Source organism: Bacillus sp. CPT56D-587-MTF, from assembly GCF_058792335.1.
The window spans coordinates 606,598-624,980 of sequence record NZ_JBYTEF010000001.1 but is presented as its reverse complement, the minus strand read 5'-3'; the positions used below and the strand labels follow the sequence as shown (position 1 = coordinate 624,980).

The following is an 18,383-nucleotide window of genomic DNA, read 5'->3' as shown; positions in this document are numbered from 1 at the left end:
TACTAATTGCTTCATCTACGTTCTTACTCATTACAATCAAGATCTTTCTGTTTTTCTTCCAATATGACTTTATTTATTTTCGTTAACGTATCTGTCATTTGCTCTAGGGCGTTTATATCGATTTTAGAAAAATATTTCTCAATTAATACATCATCTAACTCCGACAACCGCTCTATATACTTACTACCGTTTGGACCAAGTGTAAGAAAATACTCCCGTTTATTATTAGGGTTTACTTGTTTTGAAATCATCTTCTGTTTCTCCAATTTAGATAAAACTTGGCTAACGGCACTTTTTGATATATTAAAAGTAGTCGCAATGTGATTTGCTGTCGTGTTTTCATTTAAATTAATATGAAATAGCATGCTCTCTTGCTGTCCTGTAAGACCGAATTCATCTTTTAACTCCTGGAATAGTAAAATGTAGAATTCATTATAAGCTCGGTTCATTTCATTAATTACTTCTTTATACGTTCTAGTCATAGCGTTATTCCTCCATGCTTTTATTTCGTTTTGTTTAATAGTTAAGTTTACTTAACTTAACTATATTATACCGTTATGTTCGTGTAAAGGGAAATATAACTCTACACTTTACTCACAATGATACAAAAAAGAAGACACTCTTCTAAAACAAGTTAAGTCCCTTCTTCCTCACCGCTTCCTTCATCCAAATACCCGATTAATCGTTCTGAATAATCAAAAAGAAAATCAATTAAATTCCATATAGACCCATTACTGGTTAAAATGTTATAATGGAATTACCCTACATAGTTACTCATAGCCAGACTGAGGAACTAGCGTCTTATTAAGTAATGCGCATAACTAAAATAAAAAAGACACTTTACGGTGTCTTTTTTATTTATATTCCTAGGAATCATCTCTTTTATAAACAGACTCTATCAAACAGTAAAGGAGACAAACAGATGGAACATCCTGTTGCAAGAGAATTACGTTTTATACGGGTATGTCTTATCATTTTGATTATTGTCATTGCATTCTGGGATCGTGAGAAAACTGTGGAAATTACTGATCACGGTAGCGACCCTATCTTAAACACCAGCAATATGACCCAAGTTGGTGAGAATACATTTGCATACAAAGATGAATCGAATCAAATTAAAATATTTAAGTTTAATCCAGATACAAATGAAATAAAATTAATAAAAGAGTTTTATGCTAACGAATATTAATTACATGAATTAAATAATTCAAATCTGTAGAAGACACTTTAAAGTGTCTTTTCTTTATGAACTACAAAGTATGAGGACCCAAGCCATTAGCTACAATTACGACTAAGGCTTTTACTATATAAAAAATAAAACATAGTAAGAATAGAATACTCAATTAAATTATTTTTCCCTTCACAAACTACATCCAAAAAGTTGGATAACTTCTTTTACTACTCATATTATTAATGAATAAAGCAATAACTACAATAACAACGGAGCCAATTAAAACTGGTGTTACTAAATAACTCCAACTATTTGCCCCTAAAATTACGATAATCGGATCGGCGCCTGCCGGAGGGTGCGTCGTTCTCGTTAACATCATAACGGCTATTGCCATCCCCACCGCTAAAGCAATTGTCCAATATTCATTCCCAAACAAATGATATATTGATAGACCAATGAAAGTTGAAATCAAATGTCCTCCAATAATATTACGCGGCTGAGATAATGGCGCATTCCAAACTCCAAACGCTAATACACAACTCGCACCAAATGGAGCCATTAATAATTCTGTAGAGGTTATGCTCGTTAAATATGTTAAGGTAAGAATTGTTAAAAATCCCCCTAGTAGTCCCGTTAAAGAGTCCTTTACATTTACTTGTAATGGGCTTCTTCCTTTCCCTTTCATTTTTGTAAAATATCGTACACTTATTGGTTGAGGATCTTTCTGCTTAGTTGCTGTTATATTATCCATCGTTCTCCTCCTTTATTTACCAACAATTATAACCCGACATAACTAACCTGTAAATATTAATTTAAGGGGTTAGTTTTAAAATAAAAAAAAAGAATCAACTGTTATAAGTTGATTCTCCAGGCTGTGGAGAAAGTCTTCTCCACAGCCTGTTTTTGTGTCTGAACCTCTTTTTATGTGTCAACACTGATAAAAAAGAGGAAAAGGAGAGATTTTTTATGATGGGTGCTTTAAAAAATCATCGTGATGAGCGTGTATCTGTTTCTGTAGAAGAGTTGGTTCCACAAGATCATTTCCTTCGTGCAATTGAAGCGACAATTAGTTTTGATTTTATTGAAGAGAAGTTACGCCCTTATTACTGTGAAAACAATGGACGCCCGTCCATTCATCCTATTGTTTTATTTAAGATGATGTTTATTGGATATTTTTACGGTATTCGTTCTGAGCGTCAATTGGAAAAGGAAATTAAAACGAATATTGCCTACCGTTGGTTTTTAGGGTTTTCTCTATCGGATACTATTCCGGATCACTCTACAATCAGTTGGAATCGTCGTACTCGTTTTATTCATACAAATATTTTCGAAGAAATTTTTGATGAGATTGTGAGACAAGCGACGGAGCACCGGATGGTAGGAGGACGTGCACTGATGACAGATTCTACACATATTAAGGCCAATGCCAATAAAAATAAATTTGTACATAAATATAAAAAAGAAAAAGCAAAGTTTTATATAGACGAGCTAGAAGCTGCGGTAATCGAAGATCGTGAGGTACATGGAAAAAAGAATTAAAACCTAGAAAGGAAAGTGATACCCCTACCAAAAAAACTCGTATAAGTACAACGGATCCAGATAGTGGATTTTTAATGAGAGATGGAAAACCAAATGGTTTTCATTTCTTGGATCATCGTACGACTGATGCGAAGTACAATATTATTACAGATACCTATGTAACGGCTGGAAATATGGCAGATTCCGAGCCGTATTTAGCACGCCTCCAAGCTCAGATTGATAAATTCGACTTCAAAGTAGAAGCTGTTGCCCTTGATGCTGGCTATTTTACAGGATATATCTGTAAGAAACTATCAGAACGGAATATATTTATGGTGATGGGGTATCGCCGATTTGGAAAACGGAATAAAGAAGTACCGAAAAGCCAATTTAAATATGTAGAAGAAATGAATGTTTTCGCTTGTCCGATGGGATGTATTCTAGAATATGTAACAACTGATCGTGAAGGATACCGTCAATACAAATCGAATCCAGAAGACTGCGCTGTTTGTCCGTTACGTGAGGTGTGCTTTTCAAAGAAACAAAAACAAAAAGTTATCACTCATCATGTGTGGGAGAAATATAAGGATATTGCTAGAAAAAACAAGCTAACAGCTACAGGGAAAAGGTTGTATAAAGTACGCTGTTCCACTATAGAGCGAAGCTTTGCAGACGCCAAAGAACTACATGGCTACCGCTATGCCCGGTTTCGAGGGCTGAAGTCTGTCCAAATGCAAGCTTATCTCACCGCAGCTTGTCAAAACATGAAAAAAATAGCCCTCCACCTGACCAAAAAGGGTCAGGTGGAGGGCTATTTTTTAAAATTCTATTATTTTATGTTGTTTTTATTCGCTAAAATCAAAAAAGATTCCAGAGTGTTGGGAACCCTAAAGGGTTTCCCAACACTCTGAAGAATCAACTGTTATAAGTTGATTCTCTAAACTTCCTCAAATTTTCGATCCTGAAATTTTGCTACCTTTTTCCGGTTCCCACATATTTTCATAGAACACCATTTTCGTTTTCCACTCTTATCTATAAATAATAAAACACAGTCAGGATTTGAACACCTTTTAAGGGAAATAAGCTTATTTTCTGCTATTAACGTTAAAGCGTCAAATGCAATTAACGATGCGAGTACATCCTCGATTTCTCCAACTGGGATAGATACTAGCTGCTGTTCAATGATTTTATATGTAAATGGTGCCTTCTCAATTTGTTTTTCTAAATACGTAATAAAATCATTAGAAATTTCTTGCTGATCAGCAATTGCCTCAAACTGTTTTCTCAATACTTCTCTTACCTCTAATATGCTAGATGTAACTTGATCCATTCGCTTCTGAATTCCTATAAGTGTTTTTTCATTCCAAAAAGGAAGATTAACCTTTATTACATGTAGCCATTCTAATACATCTTCATCTGTTATTAATAAATCATAACGTTGTCCACGCCTAACTAACTCTGTATTTACTAAATCTAATGAGAGATTTCCCGATATAAGCGGGAATTGTTTTGTTTCCTGCATGTACTCATCACCTTCTCTTTAAATAATCATATTCCAAATTAATACAGAAGTACAACTTTTTTATAAACTACAAAGTATGAAGATTAAGGCCTTTAGCCATAATTACGACTAAAGGCTTTTGGTATGTAAGTAAATGAAAAAGGAGCTAATTTTATGGAACATAATAAAAATGGAGTGCTTGCTTTAATTGTTTTATTTTTAGGATTAGTGTTTTTTGTTAGTGGAATGGTTTATCATTTATGGGGCTCATTTTAATTTCAACTTTTAGACAGATAAATAATTCGAATCAGAGAAACGCACAAATCTTTCCCTTTTCCTTCCAAAATCAATATAATAAGATATAAAATGTAATACATATAAAGACAAATATATATAGCACTCATTAAAAGTGCTTCTATTTTGGAAGGAAGAAACAAACGATGAACAAAAAGTTATTAGCATCATTATTATGTAGCACATTCTTGTTTGGAGTATCAGCTTGCAGTTCACATGATACGCCTGCGAAAAATGAGCAGGCGACTTCTAAAAAAACAGAGAATGACAAACTTAGCAGCAAGGATCCGCAAAAAGAACTTCCTACCAATGTAGATTCCTCTGATGTATACATGTCAATGAGATCTGCCGAGTCATTAGATGTTCTAGGGACTGGAGAAGTTAAAGCACAAGGTGTCTTTAAAGTATTAGACATCGCCGTTTATAATCGTAAAGAAGAACCCATTACACTAGATATTAACAACTTTAAATTAATTGATGGATTTGGAAGAGAATATCACATTTCCAATGAATATCAGTCAGTACTTAAAGCTGCAAATATCTCCACATTCAAATTTAATATTGTTAATCCTAATGAAAGTTCGGAAGGAAACATTGTATTTGATGTACCGAAAAACACGCAAGGATTAACTTTAAAAATTAATAATGATAAGTTAGATAAAGAACTCCAATTAAAAGTGGAATAGGCCAATAAATGCGTCTCCCTTAACATTCTCTACTGACATAAAAAAGTACAGTCTTTTCTACAGCAGACTGTACTTTTTTATTTATCATTTCACATAACATTCCCTAATTTTTTTGACTAGATGCTCTCCAATCACGAAAAGATGTTGGGCGTCCAGAAAAAGCTCTTTGCTTTGTAACAGATGGTTTTTCTTCAGGAGTCATTGTTTTTTCTTTAAGAGTCGCTGGTTTTTCTTTAAGCGTCACTGATTTTTCTTCAAGAATAGTCACAGTTGTTTGCATTTTCTCTAACTGTTCTTTCAACAATTGTTGTTCAATCTTTAAATCCGTAAGTAAACGTAAAATCATCTCAGAATTAGCCATAAGATCCTCCTTCCCCCAATACACAGAATAAAATACAATATGTAGAAGACAAAATTCCGGTGACAAAAATAAGATCGTCAACTCTTTTTAACTTCCAAAATCCTTTTATTTTTTTAAGGACCTGCTCCATTCACCCTTAAAAACATAAATTAAATTAAATCCATTAATAAATGGTCTTTATGGAAGGAGGAGTTAATATGGGCTATGGAGGTAGTTGTGGTGGAGGCTGTGGTTTCGGCGGCGGATTTGCCTTACTTGTTGTGCTCTTCATCTTATTAATCATCGTTGGCGCTAGCTGTTGGGGCGGCGGATTCGGCTGCTAAGGAGAGGCACTCTTGAGAGTGTCTTTTTTTGATATGTGGCTCGTATACATATTGTTCAAATCTATATATTTTTTAAAAATATATATTTAAAGCATATTTCTCAATGAATAAAACAATTTAACATGGTAAAATAATAGTTGGATGGGAGTCCAATATATTATTAAAATTAAGATGGTTCAAGTCGAAGGAAGGCACCTTAGGGTGTCTTTTCTTTATGACTTCTATCATCAACAAAGGGTGATACGTTTAGACTTCACAGTTGTTGAAGTTTTAGACTTCTCCCTTAGTGTACCCATATTATTAGAACATCCTGTAATCTGTAGACAAAATGTAGCTAATAAAAACAATATTAATAATTTCTTCAATAAATCCTCCTACATGCATAAAACACCATATGTTACAAAACAAACATAACATCAACCCTTTATAAAAACAATATAATCCTCGGTCCTTAAGCTATCTCTTAACATAGGAGTACCGCCACAAATTCATTTTTAAAATATCCCCTACTTAAGGAATTTGTAAGTATCAAGTAAGAAAAACGAGAGCTTTGTTTCGTATAATCAAAATATAAAGTGAAGGAAGAAAGATTATTTCTGGGATTAATATGCATGTGACAAGAGAAGAAAGCTACGTTTTTTTAGAATAATAATATGAGTATGTCCAAGTTTTGGAGATTGCTTGCAAATATTTTGAAGTTTTCGCACCAGAATTCTAATTACCATACCTGTTTTGTACCATCACATATTGGAGGTTAAAACATGAATAAAAAAAAGAAAATACAAAGATCAGTACTTACCTTTACCCTACTCTTTTCTTTAGGCGTTTCATCTTTCCCGCTTACAACAACTATTCACGCAGATACACGCGAAGAACAATCTGCTGAAAAGAAACTAGTCTCTTTAACGGAGCGTACATCATTATTTTTTGAATATCTCCAGCAAGGTAAGTATACAGAGGCACTACAGTTGACGTCTACTGCTTTTCAATCCAAGTTTACAGCAACCACATTACAAAACTGGTGGACACAAAGTGGCTGGAGCGGGATAAAAAGCATGGGAACCCCCGTGATAAAAGAACGAAACTTGGTCCATCAGACGGTAGAAATTCCAGCAGCTACCGAAGGAACTACCATATCGCTACTCCTTAAATTCACACCTGGCGGGAAAGTAGATGAAATTGGAGAAAGGCCACCCGAAGAATCTTATACCATCCCACATCCTAGCTATGATCAACCTGACTCCTATCAAGAACGTGAAATCATCATTGGAAATTCTACCTATCCGTTACCAGCGACATTAACAGTTCCGAAGCATCAGCGTGGTGAAAAGGTACCCGTCGTTGTTCTTGTGCATGGTGCTGGCATCCATGATCGCGATGCTACCTATTTGGGAACAAAAATCTTACGAGACCTTGCGGTGGGCCTTTCATCCAACGGAATTGCAGTGTTGCGCTATGAAAAACGTACCTTAGAACATGCATTAAAGATGAGTGCAGAACCTGTTACATTAGACCGTGATACTACAGATGATGCCATATATGCAGCAAAGTCAGCAGCGCAGCAGGAAGGCATTGATCCAAATAATATTTTCATTCTCGGACATAGCCAAGGAGCTGGCACAATGCCGCGTATACTGAGCAAAGCGCCTTCCTCACTTGTTCGAGGAAGTATCTTACTCGCACCACCTGCACGCCCTTTGACTGACATTGCCATTGATCAGTATGAATACCTTGGGGCATCAAAGGAAGAAATCGATGAACTAAAAAGACAGGCTGCTTTTATTCAGGACCCTACTTTCAATCCTGACCATCCTCCAGCTGGCTACAATTTTGGGTCACCTCATTTTATGTATGATGTTTCTAGGTGGCGTCCAGTTGAAGAGGCAAAATCACGAAAAGAGCCTTTACTCATTCTGCAAGGAGCACGTGATTATCAAGTAACAGTAAAAAATGAATATACAAAATGGCAAGAAGGGCTTGCAAACCGCAGGAATGTTCAGTTCAAAAAATACCCGAAATTGAATCATTTCTTCACGGAGGGTGACGGGGAATTAAGTCTTCCTAGTGAATACGAAATCCCTGCTAACGTTCCCGAATACGTCATCCAGGACATTATTACATGGGTTAACGAGACAAAAAAATAAGAAAACATCAAAAGCCTTCATGCAATCATTATTGCGTGAAGGCTTTTTGAAACTGGTGATTTAGACATATCTATTATAATTATATTTTTCTACGCACTACATAAAAAGCTAAGGCCCCCATCATAACAGGTGCTACGAAATAAAAGAAATGTGAAAAAGAAAAAGTAAAAAGAAAAAGAAATGGTATAAGTGTATAGATAACTGCTAGTCCTATAAATAAAGGAATTCCAAATTGAAACTCTCGACATCGTTTAATTTTCCTATATAAAACTTCCCCAATTAGACAAGCTATAAGAGCTGGTATACTACCATAAGTGACGATAGTTTTTATGAATCCATGTAAAACGTCCGGGTGAATAAAGCTAGGATTAAAAATATATGAAATTAAGAACCATCCAAAAATAAAAGCAAACAGACTTGCAGCATAACTAACTACAAATTTTATCAAAGTAAGCAACGTAATCATCCTCACAATTCCCTAATATTATCTTCATTTTATCATTTTCTCTTAAAAAGATTCCAAAAGGGTATACTTGCCCTTCAGCTTTCTTTTTTAACGCTTGTTCAAGACGTATTTTTTGATGTTATTTTGTATAAAAAACTTTTGGGAGCAACCTGTTCGAAAAATTGATAAAGAATAAGCGATTGAAGGATGAAAACAGAAGACTACAAGGAAAACTGTATGAACAAATATAATGAAACAAGGCTCTTACTTTGTAGTGGTATCCACGATGGAAAGGCACAGAAAATCTACTACAGAAGTTGTGATACCTCTAGGATTAACAAATTCTTTAAATTTCTGTGTACTACGTACAAGCCCTCTACTTTTGGCATGTGCCTCTAATTCAGCTCGAACTTGTATTGTATCCGGAGCCATTCTTTCTAAAGCATACGCAGAATATTTACGATCATTAATTTCGAGTTTTTAAAACTCATTTATTGTAACTGTAAAATGTGGTTTGAATTTTACTTCGATTTTTTTCTTTTCTTCTGTACCTAGAATGTATAGTGAATCATTACGAGTATATATTTCTTTCACTGATTCCATCTTGGTTTCTATGATACGTTTGTCTTCGTATAGCATTATTAATTCAACTGTTGCATCATAATAGAACATATTCATAACCAGTTCAAATCCAAGTTTATCAATTTTACTATATCGATACGCACCTGCACCTGGAATATAGTAATCTTCTGGTTCGCTTTCGAAAATTTCTAGTAACTCATACTTATCATGTTTAATATCCAATATTCCTCAACCTTTTTTTCATAGATTACTTACTATGCTATTCATTCTATTCTTTTTTCTTTGCGGGAACAACTGTGATAACATCACCTTTATCATTTATAACTACGTAGCCTTCGTCTCTAACGTATTTCCAAGTACCAGGAGTGTCTCCTGGTTTGCGAGTGCCTGTTTTTATAATATCTTCAACTACATTTGGAGTCATTCCCCGAGGATCAACTTTTTTAATTCTTCCATGTATTTATCTGATCCGAATGCATACCCTTTTCTTTCAGCTCGCTCACGTGCTCGTTTTGTAAGCTCCGCTCGAACTTGAACGGTATCAGGTACCATTCTTTCAAGTGCATGTTCAGAGTACTTACGTCCATCAATGACGCCGCCAACATTCCGAAAAAATCACGCTAAGCAAAAAATATAATAAGCTGTCAATATAGACAGCCCTTTACATAATTATCGTTATTGGAATCAAAATAAGCTTACACATCCAAACTGTTGATAATAGCTAATATTTGATGATCTGTCCATTTGCCATTAATCCTTATATTTTCTTTCGCTATACCTTCTTTTTTAAACCCCACTTTTTCTAATACACGAATAGATGCTATATTATCAAGCATCGCTCCTGCTTCAATTCTATGTAGCTTTAATTCCCTAAAAGCAAAATCTACAACAAGTTGAAGAGCCTCTGTTGTATAGCCCTTTGTATTATGCTCCTTATCCAAAGTAAAACCCGTATAACAACTTTGGAGGTCTCCCCTAACAATTTGAGTTAATGAAATGTCTCCGATAAGTTTATCATTTTCTCTTAAAAAGATTCCAAAAGGATATACTTGCCCTTCAGCTGTCTTTTTTAACGCTTGTTCAAGACGTATTTTTTGATGTTCTTCTGTATAAAAAACTTCTGGGAGCAATGGACAAACTCGCTGAAAAAATTCGCGATTTCTAATATGTAAGTTAGCTAACTCGTTAGCATCATCAGTTTTATAAAGCCGAATATAAATGTGCTTCCCTACTAGTTTCATAACATCCCTCCAACCTTTTTATATGTCTAATGAGGAAAAAGTATACCGTATACTATATACAGTTGGATAATATCAGGAAGCATTTTGCACGAAAGAAAAGACACTCTATATGAGTGTCTTTTCCACAGAGTGTTGGGAAACCCTTTAGGGTTCCCAACACTCTGGAATCTTTTTTGATTTTAGCGAATAAAAACAACATAAAATAATAGAATTTTAAAAAATAGCCCTCCACCTGACCCTTTTTGGTCAGGTGGAGGGCTATTTTTTTCATGTTTTGACAAGCTGCGGTGAGATAAGCTTGCATTTGGACAGACTTCAGCCCTCGAAACCGGGCATAGCGGTAGCCATGTAGTTCTTTGGCGTCTGCAAAGCTTCGCTCTATAGTGGAACAGCGTACTTTATACAACCTTTTCCCTGTAGCTGTTAGCTTGTTTTTTCTAGCAATATCCTTATATTTCTCCCACACATGATGAGTGATAACTTTTTGTTTTTGTTTCTTTGAAAAGCACACCTCACGTAACGGACAAACAGCGCAGTCTTCTGGATTCGATTTGTATTGACGGTATCCTTCACGATCAGTTGTTACATATTCTAGAATACATCCCATCGGACAAGCGAAAACATTCATTTCTTCTACATATTTAAATTGGCTTTTCGGTACTTCTTTATTCCGTTTTCCAAATCGGCGATACCCCATCACCATAAATATATTCCGTTCTGATAGTTTCTTACAGATATATCCTGTAAAATAGCCAGCATCAAGGGCAACAGCTTCTACTTTGAAGTCGAATTTATCAATCTGAGCTTGGAGGCGTGCTAAATACGGCTCGGAATCTGCCATATTTCCAGCCGTTACATAGGTATCTGTAATAATATTGTACTTCGCATCAGTCGTACGATGATCCAAGAAATGAAAACCATTTGGTTTTCCATCTCTCATTAAAAATCCACTATCTGGATCCGTTGTACTTATACGAGTTTTTTTGGTAGGGGTATCACTTTCCTTTCTAGGTTTTAATTCTTTTTTCCATGTACCTCACGATCTTCGATTACCGCAGCTTCTAGCTCGTCTATATAAAACTTTGCTTTTTCTTTTTTATATTTATGTACAAATTTATTTTTATTGGCATTGGCCTTAATATGTGTAGAATCTGTCATCAGTGCACGTCCTCCTACCATCCGGTGCTCCGTCGCTTGTCTCACAATCTCATCAAAAATTTCTTCGAAAATATTTGTATGAATAAAACGAGTACGACGATTCCAACTGATTGTAGAGTGATCCGGAATAGTATCCGATAGAGAAAACCCTAAAAACCAACGGTAGGCAATATTCGTTTTAATTTCCTTTTCCAATTGACGCTCAGAACGAATACCGTAAAAATATCCAATAAACATCATCTTAAATAAAACAATAGGATGAATGGACGGGCGTCCATTGTTTTCACAGTAATAAGGGCGTAACTTCTCTTCAATAAAATCAAAACTAATTGTCGCTTCAATTGCACGAAGGAAATGATCTTGTGGAACCAACTCTTCTACAGAAACAGATACACGCTCATCACGATGATTTTTTAAAGCACCCATCATAAAAAATCTCTCCTTTTCCTCTTTTTTATCAGTGTTGACACATAAAAAGAGGTTCAGACACAAAAACAGGCTGTGGAGAAGACTTTCTCCACAGCCTGAAGAAAAGACACTCTATATGAGTGTCTTTTCCAATAGTTTTTAGCAGAAGCAAGAAGCTCCAACGATGATTAATAAAATGAATAACACAACTAATAAAGCAAAGCCTCCCGAGAAGCCACAACCGCCACAACTACCACCATAACCCATAATAGTTCCTCCTTTAGATAAGAGGGGAAAACTAAGGTTCACTCATGTATTTTAATGGATTCGTTTCATCTTATGTTTTTCCGCATTGATTGAGCAGGTCCTTTCGAAAACTATTCACATATTAACTATATTTTTAAAAATGAATAATTTAACTATATCAATAAACAGATTAATTAATATAATGTATTAATTCTAAAAGAAGGGAGGAATAGCCATGCAAGTAGTTTGTTTTAAAATAGTGAGTGGTCAGTATTTCTTGTTTGTAGAAGGTATTCAAATTCCTGTACCAATTCCAGCAGTTGCTGCAGCTTTATTAATTGGTTTAGGAGTAATTCCACTTTGTTCTTAATGTAAGGAATTCGGATCATTCCTATCTTTCCATTGGAAAAGCCTCAAGTATATGAATACTTGAGGCTTTCTTTATATCAAAGAAAAAACACCTTACAGCGCTTGAAGATCTCCTGATTTAAATAATGCGGCCGTTACATCATCACCGAAAGTATTGAAACAGAATACTTGCTCGTCTACCTTATCCATTACTGTAGCTTCACCTATCTTGCCACCTTGAAGTTTAATAAAATAGTTATGTTCTTCTAAAATTTTACTAAAATCTCTATTTGCCCATCTTTCAGTAATTGCTAATAGCTCTTCTTTATTCTTGAAATTGTTTCCGTTTAGAATGTTTCTTACTTTCTCTGCATTCTTTTTGGACATAGGGGTTGCTCCCTTTCCTTCACACGCTTTTACTTTTTGATGAGTCATGCTATGTATAGCTGAAATCACTTCTTCTTCAGTAGAAGTTACTGTAATGTGAAGTTGTGCATTTGAACCTTTCACTTCTGCTTCATTCGATAGTATGTCTTCTTTATTAACCTCTGCAAAAACATGGTCCTCACTCTTAAGCGGGACTTCAGCAAACTGTAACATTCCATAAGTCATACCAGTTGCAAGTACTACTCCCCCTATAATAGATGCTAGCCAATACGTTAGCTTCTTGTCCATCTTCATTTCCCCTGTCTTCGTTTAAATATATTAACTAAGAATACAATATTTAATTCCTTTTTATTGAAGAGGCTCTAATTTTTACTATAAAAAACGTATAAATCTTTTAATTAAAATATAATAAATTTATAATAATTGCTATACCTATTCTCATAACAGAATCTATATACGATGTCACTAAATCATCTGGTGAACTATTAGTTATTAGTACGGCTTTGCATCGTTATTCTCAAAAAGGATAATTATTGTACATACCAATTCTTATGTATGAAGACACCCAAAACAAGTGTTACAAAAAAATATAAAAAAGACATCTTTTCTAGGGAAAGATGTCTTTTTTATATAAACCTTAATGTTCGTTCTGTAGAACCCTCGCTGCCTTTACTCCTTCTTTCTCTTCTTTTAAGAATAACGATACGATAAATGCAACAATAATAAAGATTAACCCAAGTGCAAATGCACCTTGGAACCCTGATGTTAAACCGTTTAACTTCTCTACTGGATCCAGTGGATTTGCGGAGCTTTCCATATACTTAGTTGTTCCTGAAGACATTTTCGAAATAAAGATAGCTGTACCAATTGCACCAGCTACTTGTTGCAACGTACTAAATAGTGCTGTTCCGTGCGGATATAAATCTGGTGTTAATTGATTTAAACCGTATGTTTGTGCTGTCATGACAAACATGAGTCCAACCATTAATACGCTATGCATAATAATAATTTGTACCATTGATGTATCAGGAGTAATGTCTTTAAATAAGAACATTGCAACCCCTACTAACACAATGCCGGGAACGATAATAACTTTCGGACTAAATTTATCAAATAGTTTACCTGCGATTGGTCCCATTATGGCGCTAATAACACTTCCCGGAAGCATGATAATTCCTGATTTAAAAGCTGTAACGAGTAAAACGGTTTGCAAGAACATCGGTAATAAAGTCATCGTTGAAAATAACGACATCATCACAATGACAATTAATCCAACTGATAATGTAAACATCGGAACTTTAAATGCTCGTAATTCTAAAATTGGATTCTCAATTTTCAATTGTCGAACGGCAAAAATACATAATGAGATAAGCCCAACAATTAAAGTGCCATATACTTTCGCATCGGACCATCCTAAATCACCTGATGCACTAAAGCTATACACAAATCCGCCAAATCCTAATGTCGATAAAAGGATAGATGGGTAATCTACTTTTGGCCTTGTTAACTCTGAAACATTTTGAATGTACTTCATCCCAATCATAATGGAAATGATCACGATAGGAATAACAATATAGAATAACCAGCGCCAATTTAATGAATCCACAATTACTCCAGATAATGTAGGGCCAATTGCCGGAGCTGCCATCATCACGAGTGCGATTAATCCCATTGTCGCACCACGTTTTTCAGGTGGACAAATGATTAAAATCGTATTCATTAATAACGGTGTAATTAACCCCGTCGCTACAGCTTGGACGATACGGCCAATTAATAAAACGGAAAATGTCGGTGCGAATCCCGCAATTAATGTACCGACTAAAAACGTTACCATAGCGATCAAAAACATTTGTCTCGTTGTGAGCCATTGCTGAAGTAATGCTGTAATTGGAACTAAAACCCCAACTACTAACATGTATGCTGTAGAAAGCCATTGAATCGTTGAAGCCGTTACGTCAAATTCTTTCATTAATACCGTTAACGCATTTCCAAGTAATGTTTCATTTAATAATGCAACCATTGCACCTAAAAGTAATGCAATTAAAATGGGGGTATGTTTCAAATTAGAAGTATCAACTTTGCCACTTGCAGGGCTCTTAGTTGTCATATTCATTTACAGATTCTCCTCCTGTTTCTTACTTAAAAAACTTTAAATACACCAGAACATATGTAATATAATATACATATGTAGATTAAAAAGGGAGAATCAATTTTCAGCTACTGTATATTTAATCTACAAAAAAGGAGAATTGTAGATGAATGATAATGAAAAACAACTTGATTTACGTATTAGACGTACACATAAATTACTGTGGGATTCCTTATTTGAATTAATGACGCAATCAAAACAGAAATATAGTACGATCACGATTAACCAAATATGTGACCGCGCTATGGTACACCGAACAACCTTTTATAAACACTTTGAAGATAAAGATGCTTTATTAACATTTGGATTTAAACGATACGGTAAGATGATTGCTGAAATACCGGTTTCAGATCGATTAAGTAAACCATTTCAAGTAATGGAACAATTCCTACATCATGAAGAACTCGGTAAAATATTAGAAACGCAAATGTCTGATGAACAATTCATTACCCGTACACATTATTTAAGTCACGAAACGAGAAAACAAGAAATAGAAGCATTAAATCAACTTTGCAAAAATCATACGATACCAAATGATTTAATCATTGAGTTTTATTCAGGGGCAATCACCTCATTAAGCACATGGTGGTTTAAAAATAAAAAAAGCGTTTCTGCTCCTGAAATGGATAGGTACCTCCACCAACTCATTAATCGGGATATTTTTCAGTTTGAAGAGGAATAAGACTACATCTTTTCAATCATGCAATAAAGTGAAACTTTAATCAGCCCTCACCAATCGGACTTTTACGGACAGCCCGACCCCCACCTAACTTCTTTGCTTCCACTGAATTTTGAGGTGGGGGTCTTACTGCCCGTTAAAGCGGGATCAAATTGACCACAAAATAGGAATATGATATATTTTCCGTAGAATACTATATAAGTGTAACAGCGAATAAATTGGCATATAATAAAAGGAAGAGATGCGCTAACATCTCTTCCTTAACTGCTACCGTATAGGGTGGTGGTTATTATATGTTATTATTTTTTACGAAACCCACCCTTTTGCTTCCTACGGCGCGGAGTGGGTTTTTTGTTGTCTTTACCCAGAAGTTGCTTCCGCAAAAAATACGCTGAAACTTCGCGCACAGTCGCTTTTACAAATTCTTTTACAAGGTCAAACAAAAACTCCATATTATCACCCCCTTTCCTTCCAAATGGAAAGAAGGGATAACCACCCACCCTCACAATATGCAGTTGACTTTATTTTATCAAATGATTGTAAAGATATTATGTAAATAAAACAAATGAAATTTCATATGGAAAAATATGAGTTTATATTTTTTTCATTCTCTTCACTTAGATTTTCTTTTTAGATGCTATCTTCAAATAAGGTAGCATCTAAAAAATGTTAAAAGGAATTTTTTCCTGGTATCTTCTTATATTCTATGTAGGCATCTTTGACCTTTTCTACGTTCTTTAATTACTTACTGAATATAGTCATACAGATTTTTCGCTAACAATAAACAAGTTACTGTAATGAAAAGAGCACGAACATACCCGCTTCCTTTTTTTATAGCAAATTTGGAGCCAACAATCCCTCCAGCAATTTGAGCAATCCCCATGATAAAACCATATGCATAGTTGACTTGCCCTACATACATAAACATTAACAATGCACCAACATTACTTCCTAAATTAAGAAGCTTCGCATTACCTGCTGCTTTTAAAAAGTCATACCCAATAAATAAAAGAGAAAACATTAAAAATGAACCTGTTCCAGGACCTAGAAATCCATCATAAAAACCAATAGCAAAAACAAAGAAAGTAAAAATAATGACGTGTCGACCCGACAATTTTTTATGAGTGGAAATACTTCCCCAATCCTTCTTGAATATCGTATAAATAGCGACCACACCAAGCATAATCAGCATCAACGGCTTCAGTACTTCTGGATTCATTAAATGAACGGTCCATGCCCCTATTATGGAACCTATGAAAGTGAGCGGAACTAATTTAAACGCCGATTTCAAATCAAGATTACCAGAACGATAAAACACAATATTACTAGTTGCACTTCCCATTGTCGATGCTAGTTTATTCGTAGCTACTGCACTTGCTGGATTCAGTCCTGTAAATAATAAAGCTGGTAAAGCAATGAGTCCACCACCGCCTACAACTGAATCAATAAATGCAGCTACAAATCCAAAAACAATCAAAATAATTAATATAGATGGGTCTAAATACAAATCCATACTAGTAGCCTCCCCTTTAGTCACTATTGTAATAGTAACTACCAATTTGCTAAATGTAAAGAGTTATTGTAACGTTGAAATATAACAGCAAGCATCGGAGGACGAAAAAGTGGACTACATAGTACAACAGCTTAAAAAAATTGGTTTTAATGAATATGAAGCTAAATCTTATGTATCTCTTGTGAAACAGGGGCCTGTCACAGCCTATCAAGTGAGTAAGGATTCGGGTGTCCCAAGAGCGCGAATTTATGAGATTTTAGGTAACCTTGTAGAAAAAGGAATTGTCATGAAAGAAGAAATAAATGACACCACTCGCTATTCACCTCTACCTGTTGAAATCTTTTTACAGAAGGCGCAATCAGAATGGCAGTCTACATATGAAGGAATAAGTGATTCATTAAAAACACTAGAAACTTCCGAGGAAAAAACAGATAATCGAGTGATTACTTTAAAAGACAATCAAACAATCATTAGCTATTGTCAGGCATTAATAAAAAAAGCAGAACGACGTATTGTCATTTCAATGTGGGATGAGATGTATGAAGCGTTAAAAGAAGATCTATCTGAAGTAGCTGATAAAGTTACAATACAAGGTATTACCCTACATGTTGAAAATCCCATTAAAAATCTAGAAGCCCATCGCATAACACCTTATACAGAAACCTTGTCTACAGAACATTGGTTTATTGTATCGATAGATTCTAAAGAGATGATTTATGGACCATCACTTGAAGAGCGTAATATTGCTTTTTATACAGATGACCCCGTTCATATATACTTATTAGAGGATTATGTATGGCATGATGTGTTAGTAAATCGACTTGTCCGACGTAGCCAAGATGACTTGCAGCAATGGATTACTGCAGAGAGAAAGTCTTTCTTTATGGGGAAATGAGGAACATATTCAAGAGCAAATAAAAAATTTTGCGTATTAAACCTAACAACTTCTCCGTACAAAAATAGCCGACTATTATATAGTAAATATTCGGCTATTTTTGTATAAATTTATACAGACGCTGCCATTACCCCAGCGATTAATGAGATAAACGCTTCTCCCACTCTTTTACCTTTTCAATTGTTACATCTAATTTTTTAGCTATTTCTTCTACACTCATTCCTTTAAAGAGCATTCCAGCTGCCGAAAGTGCTTTATCAATTTCTTCTTGCTTCTCTTGCTCATATAAACGACCTACTTTTGTCATCCGTAACCACTCCTTTACCTTTTTATA

At 35.0% G+C, this 18,383-nt stretch carries 20 protein-coding genes and 4 pseudogenes; 8 read left to right on the top strand and 16 right to left on the bottom strand.

All coding sequences use genetic code 11. From position 1 onward, the window contains the following. Window positions 1–23: 23 nt before the first annotated feature. The gene (locus AC3WVZ_RS03285; protein WP_000198939.1) at window positions 24–482 is read right to left on the bottom strand and encodes a MarR family winged helix-turn-helix transcriptional regulator; all 459 of its coding nucleotides are present in this window, start codon (window positions 480–482) and stop codon (window positions 24–26) included. A 440-nt stretch (window positions 483–922) separates the two neighbouring features. On the opposite strand from AC3WVZ_RS03285, the gene AC3WVZ_RS03280 reads away from it, so the two are divergent. Further along, window positions 923–1,189, top strand: a complete 267-nt coding sequence (locus tag AC3WVZ_RS03280; RefSeq protein WP_000400965.1) for a YmzC family protein — start codon at window positions 923–925, stop codon at window positions 1,187–1,189. 178 nt (window positions 1,190–1,367) lie between these two features. Here the strand turns inward: AC3WVZ_RS03280 and AC3WVZ_RS03275 are convergent, their stop codons facing one another. After that, a complete protein-coding gene (locus AC3WVZ_RS03275; RefSeq protein ID WP_000368844.1) occupies window positions 1,368–1,922 on the bottom strand; it encodes an HPP family protein in 555 nt (184 codons plus the stop codon). A 215-nt stretch (window positions 1,923–2,137) separates the two neighbouring features. On the opposite strand from AC3WVZ_RS03275, the pseudogene AC3WVZ_RS03270 reads away from it, so the two are divergent. Further along, window positions 2,138–3,507 (top strand): annotated as a pseudogene (locus AC3WVZ_RS03270) (IS1182-like element ISBth7 family transposase); the annotation flags it as partial. Window positions 3,508–3,626: 119 nt separating this feature from the next. Here the strand turns inward: AC3WVZ_RS03270 and AC3WVZ_RS03265 are convergent. Further along, complete coding sequence (locus AC3WVZ_RS03265; protein ID WP_001158435.1) at window positions 3,627–4,211, bottom strand: CGNR zinc finger domain-containing protein; 585 nt, start codon at window positions 4,209–4,211, stop codon at window positions 3,627–3,629. Window positions 4,212–4,630: 419 nt separating this feature from the next. Here AC3WVZ_RS03265 and AC3WVZ_RS03260 point away from each other — a divergent pair, with 419 nt between their 5' ends. Beyond that, complete coding sequence (locus AC3WVZ_RS03260) at window positions 4,631–5,170, top strand: DUF4352 domain-containing protein (protein ID WP_065211911.1); 540 nt, start codon at window positions 4,631–4,633, stop codon at window positions 5,168–5,170. Between the two features lie 103 nt (window positions 5,171–5,273). Here AC3WVZ_RS03260 and AC3WVZ_RS03255 read toward each other — a convergent pair whose 3' ends face one another. Next, on the bottom strand, window positions 5,274–5,531 hold the full coding sequence (locus AC3WVZ_RS03255) for a hypothetical protein (RefSeq protein ID WP_000013700.1): 258 nt from the start codon (window positions 5,529–5,531) through the stop codon (window positions 5,274–5,276). A gap of 197 nt (window positions 5,532–5,728) precedes the next feature. On the opposite strand from AC3WVZ_RS03255, the gene AC3WVZ_RS03250 reads away from it, so the two are divergent. Together AC3WVZ_RS03250 and AC3WVZ_RS03245 are read left to right on the top strand one after the other, a co-directional pair. Beyond that, on the top strand, window positions 5,729–5,854 hold the full coding sequence (locus AC3WVZ_RS03250; RefSeq protein WP_000540377.1) for a YjcZ family sporulation protein: 126 nt from the start codon (window positions 5,729–5,731) through the stop codon (window positions 5,852–5,854). A 761-nt stretch (window positions 5,855–6,615) separates the two neighbouring features. After that, entirely contained in the window at window positions 6,616–7,998 is a 1,383-nt protein-coding gene (locus AC3WVZ_RS03245) for an alpha/beta hydrolase (protein ID WP_233936016.1), read from the top strand. 79 nt (window positions 7,999–8,077) lie between these two features. Here the strand turns inward: AC3WVZ_RS03245 and AC3WVZ_RS03240 are convergent, their stop codons facing one another. From AC3WVZ_RS03240 to AC3WVZ_RS03210, 7 genes and pseudogenes are all read right to left on the bottom strand, one after another. Continuing rightward, complete coding sequence (locus AC3WVZ_RS03240) at window positions 8,078–8,464, bottom strand: hypothetical protein (protein WP_233936015.1); 387 nt, start codon at window positions 8,462–8,464, stop codon at window positions 8,078–8,080. Next, window positions 8,448–8,645: pseudogene (locus AC3WVZ_RS03235) on the bottom strand (GNAT family N-acetyltransferase); the annotation flags it as partial. The gene AC3WVZ_RS03240 and the pseudogene AC3WVZ_RS03235, both read right to left, overlap by 17 nt. Before the next feature lie 278 nt (window positions 8,646–8,923). After that, window positions 8,924–9,247, bottom strand: a complete 324-nt coding sequence (locus tag AC3WVZ_RS03230; RefSeq protein WP_000351757.1) for a hypothetical protein — start codon at window positions 9,245–9,247, stop codon at window positions 8,924–8,926. 46 nt (window positions 9,248–9,293) lie between these two features. Continuing rightward, window positions 9,294–9,625 (bottom strand): annotated as a pseudogene (locus AC3WVZ_RS03225) (hypothetical protein); the annotation flags it as partial. A 95-nt stretch (window positions 9,626–9,720) separates the two neighbouring features. Continuing rightward, window positions 9,721–10,266: a GNAT family N-acetyltransferase gene (locus tag AC3WVZ_RS03220; RefSeq protein WP_063220113.1), complete on the bottom strand. Its 546-nt coding sequence runs from the start codon at window positions 10,264–10,266 to the stop codon at window positions 9,721–9,723. Window positions 10,267–10,483: 217 nt separating this feature from the next. Continuing rightward, window positions 10,484–11,853, bottom strand: a pseudogene (locus AC3WVZ_RS03215) (IS1182-like element ISBth7 family transposase); the annotation flags it as partial. Between the two features lie 138 nt (window positions 11,854–11,991). Continuing rightward, complete coding sequence (locus AC3WVZ_RS03210; protein WP_000540375.1) at window positions 11,992–12,099, bottom strand: YjcZ family sporulation protein; 108 nt, start codon at window positions 12,097–12,099, stop codon at window positions 11,992–11,994. A gap of 214 nt (window positions 12,100–12,313) precedes the next feature. On the opposite strand from AC3WVZ_RS03210, the gene AC3WVZ_RS03205 reads away from it, so the two are divergent. Next, window positions 12,314–12,448: a hypothetical protein gene (locus AC3WVZ_RS03205; protein WP_001198456.1), complete on the top strand. Its 135-nt coding sequence runs from the start codon at window positions 12,314–12,316 to the stop codon at window positions 12,446–12,448. A 92-nt stretch (window positions 12,449–12,540) separates the two neighbouring features. Here AC3WVZ_RS03205 and AC3WVZ_RS03200 read toward each other — a convergent pair whose 3' ends face one another. Both AC3WVZ_RS03200 and AC3WVZ_RS03195 read right to left on the bottom strand, forming a co-directional pair. Next, the gene (locus AC3WVZ_RS03200; RefSeq protein WP_063220114.1) at window positions 12,541–13,101 is read right to left on the bottom strand and encodes a PRK06770 family protein; all 561 of its coding nucleotides are present in this window, start codon (window positions 13,099–13,101) and stop codon (window positions 12,541–12,543) included. A 349-nt stretch (window positions 13,102–13,450) separates the two neighbouring features. Continuing rightward, window positions 13,451–14,926, bottom strand: coding sequence for an MDR family MFS transporter (locus AC3WVZ_RS03195; RefSeq protein WP_063220115.1), 1,476 nt, complete (start codon window positions 14,924–14,926; stop codon window positions 13,451–13,453). A gap of 142 nt (window positions 14,927–15,068) precedes the next feature. Between AC3WVZ_RS03195 and AC3WVZ_RS03190 the strand changes: the two genes are divergently transcribed. Beyond that, complete coding sequence (locus tag AC3WVZ_RS03190) at window positions 15,069–15,644, top strand: TetR/AcrR family transcriptional regulator (RefSeq protein WP_063220116.1); 576 nt, start codon at window positions 15,069–15,071, stop codon at window positions 15,642–15,644. A gap of 296 nt (window positions 15,645–15,940) precedes the next feature. On the opposite strand, the gene AC3WVZ_RS03185 is transcribed toward AC3WVZ_RS03190, so the two are convergent. Next, on the bottom strand, window positions 15,941–16,093 hold the full coding sequence (locus AC3WVZ_RS03185; protein WP_000394757.1) for a hypothetical protein: 153 nt from the start codon (window positions 16,091–16,093) through the stop codon (window positions 15,941–15,943). A gap of 293 nt (window positions 16,094–16,386) precedes the next feature. Further along, window positions 16,387–17,154 carry a TSUP family transporter gene (locus tag AC3WVZ_RS03180; protein WP_063220117.1) on the bottom strand — a complete coding sequence of 256 codons (768 nt, stop codon included), beginning with the start codon at window positions 17,152–17,154 and terminating at the stop codon, window positions 16,387–16,389. 109 nt (window positions 17,155–17,263) lie between these two features. On the opposite strand from AC3WVZ_RS03180, the gene AC3WVZ_RS03175 reads away from it, so the two are divergent. Further along, a complete protein-coding gene (locus AC3WVZ_RS03175) occupies window positions 17,264–18,049 on the top strand; it encodes a TrmB family transcriptional regulator (RefSeq protein ID WP_059304084.1) in 786 nt (261 codons plus the stop codon). A gap of 139 nt (window positions 18,050–18,188) precedes the next feature. Here AC3WVZ_RS03175 and AC3WVZ_RS03170 read toward each other — a convergent pair whose 3' ends face one another. Beyond that, complete coding sequence (locus AC3WVZ_RS03170; protein WP_000169783.1) at window positions 18,189–18,356, bottom strand: hypothetical protein; 168 nt, start codon at window positions 18,354–18,356, stop codon at window positions 18,189–18,191. Between the last annotated feature and the right edge of the window lie 27 nt (window positions 18,357–18,383).

Coding starts and splice junctions, on each gene's coding strand:
- AC3WVZ_RS03200 (WP_063220114.1), bottom strand. CDS start 13,101: ATGGACAAGAAGCTAACGTATTGGCTAGCATCTATTATAGGGGGAGTA.
- AC3WVZ_RS03195 (WP_063220115.1), bottom strand. CDS start 14,926: ATGAATATGACAACTAAGAGCCCTGCAAGTGGCAAAGTTGATACTTCT.
- AC3WVZ_RS03220 (WP_063220113.1), bottom strand. CDS start 10,266: ATGAAACTAGTAGGGAAGCACATTTATATTCGGCTTTATAAAACTGAT.
- AC3WVZ_RS03180 (WP_063220117.1), bottom strand. CDS start 17,154: ATGGATTTGTATTTAGACCCATCTATATTAATTATTTTGATTGTTTTT.
- AC3WVZ_RS03255 (WP_000013700.1), bottom strand. CDS start 5,531: ATGGCTAATTCTGAGATGATTTTACGTTTACTTACGGATTTAAAGATT.
- AC3WVZ_RS03170 (WP_000169783.1), bottom strand. CDS start 18,356: ATGACAAAAGTAGGTCGTTTATATGAGCAAGAGAAGCAAGAAGAAATT.
- AC3WVZ_RS03245 (WP_233936016.1), top strand. CDS start 6,616: ATGAATAAAAAAAAGAAAATACAAAGATCAGTACTTACCTTTACCCTA.
- AC3WVZ_RS03190 (WP_063220116.1), top strand. CDS start 15,069: ATGAATGATAATGAAAAACAACTTGATTTACGTATTAGACGTACACAT.
- AC3WVZ_RS03260 (WP_065211911.1), top strand. CDS start 4,631: ATGAACAAAAAGTTATTAGCATCATTATTATGTAGCACATTCTTGTTT.
- AC3WVZ_RS03265 (WP_001158435.1), bottom strand. CDS start 4,211: ATGCAGGAAACAAAACAATTCCCGCTTATATCGGGAAATCTCTCATTA.
- AC3WVZ_RS03275 (WP_000368844.1), bottom strand. CDS start 1,922: ATGGATAATATAACAGCAACTAAGCAGAAAGATCCTCAACCAATAAGT.
- AC3WVZ_RS03240 (WP_233936015.1), bottom strand. CDS start 8,464: ATGATTACGTTGCTTACTTTGATAAAATTTGTAGTTAGTTATGCTGCA.
- AC3WVZ_RS03205 (WP_001198456.1), top strand. CDS start 12,314: ATGCAAGTAGTTTGTTTTAAAATAGTGAGTGGTCAGTATTTCTTGTTT.
- AC3WVZ_RS03250 (WP_000540377.1), top strand. CDS start 5,729: ATGGGCTATGGAGGTAGTTGTGGTGGAGGCTGTGGTTTCGGCGGCGGA.
- AC3WVZ_RS03285 (WP_000198939.1), bottom strand. CDS start 482: ATGACTAGAACGTATAAAGAAGTAATTAATGAAATGAACCGAGCTTAT.
- AC3WVZ_RS03210 (WP_000540375.1), bottom strand. CDS start 12,099: ATGGGTTATGGTGGTAGTTGTGGCGGTTGTGGCTTCTCGGGAGGCTTT.
- AC3WVZ_RS03280 (WP_000400965.1), top strand. CDS start 923: ATGGAACATCCTGTTGCAAGAGAATTACGTTTTATACGGGTATGTCTT.
- AC3WVZ_RS03185 (WP_000394757.1), bottom strand. CDS start 16,093: ATGGAGTTTTTGTTTGACCTTGTAAAAGAATTTGTAAAAGCGACTGTG.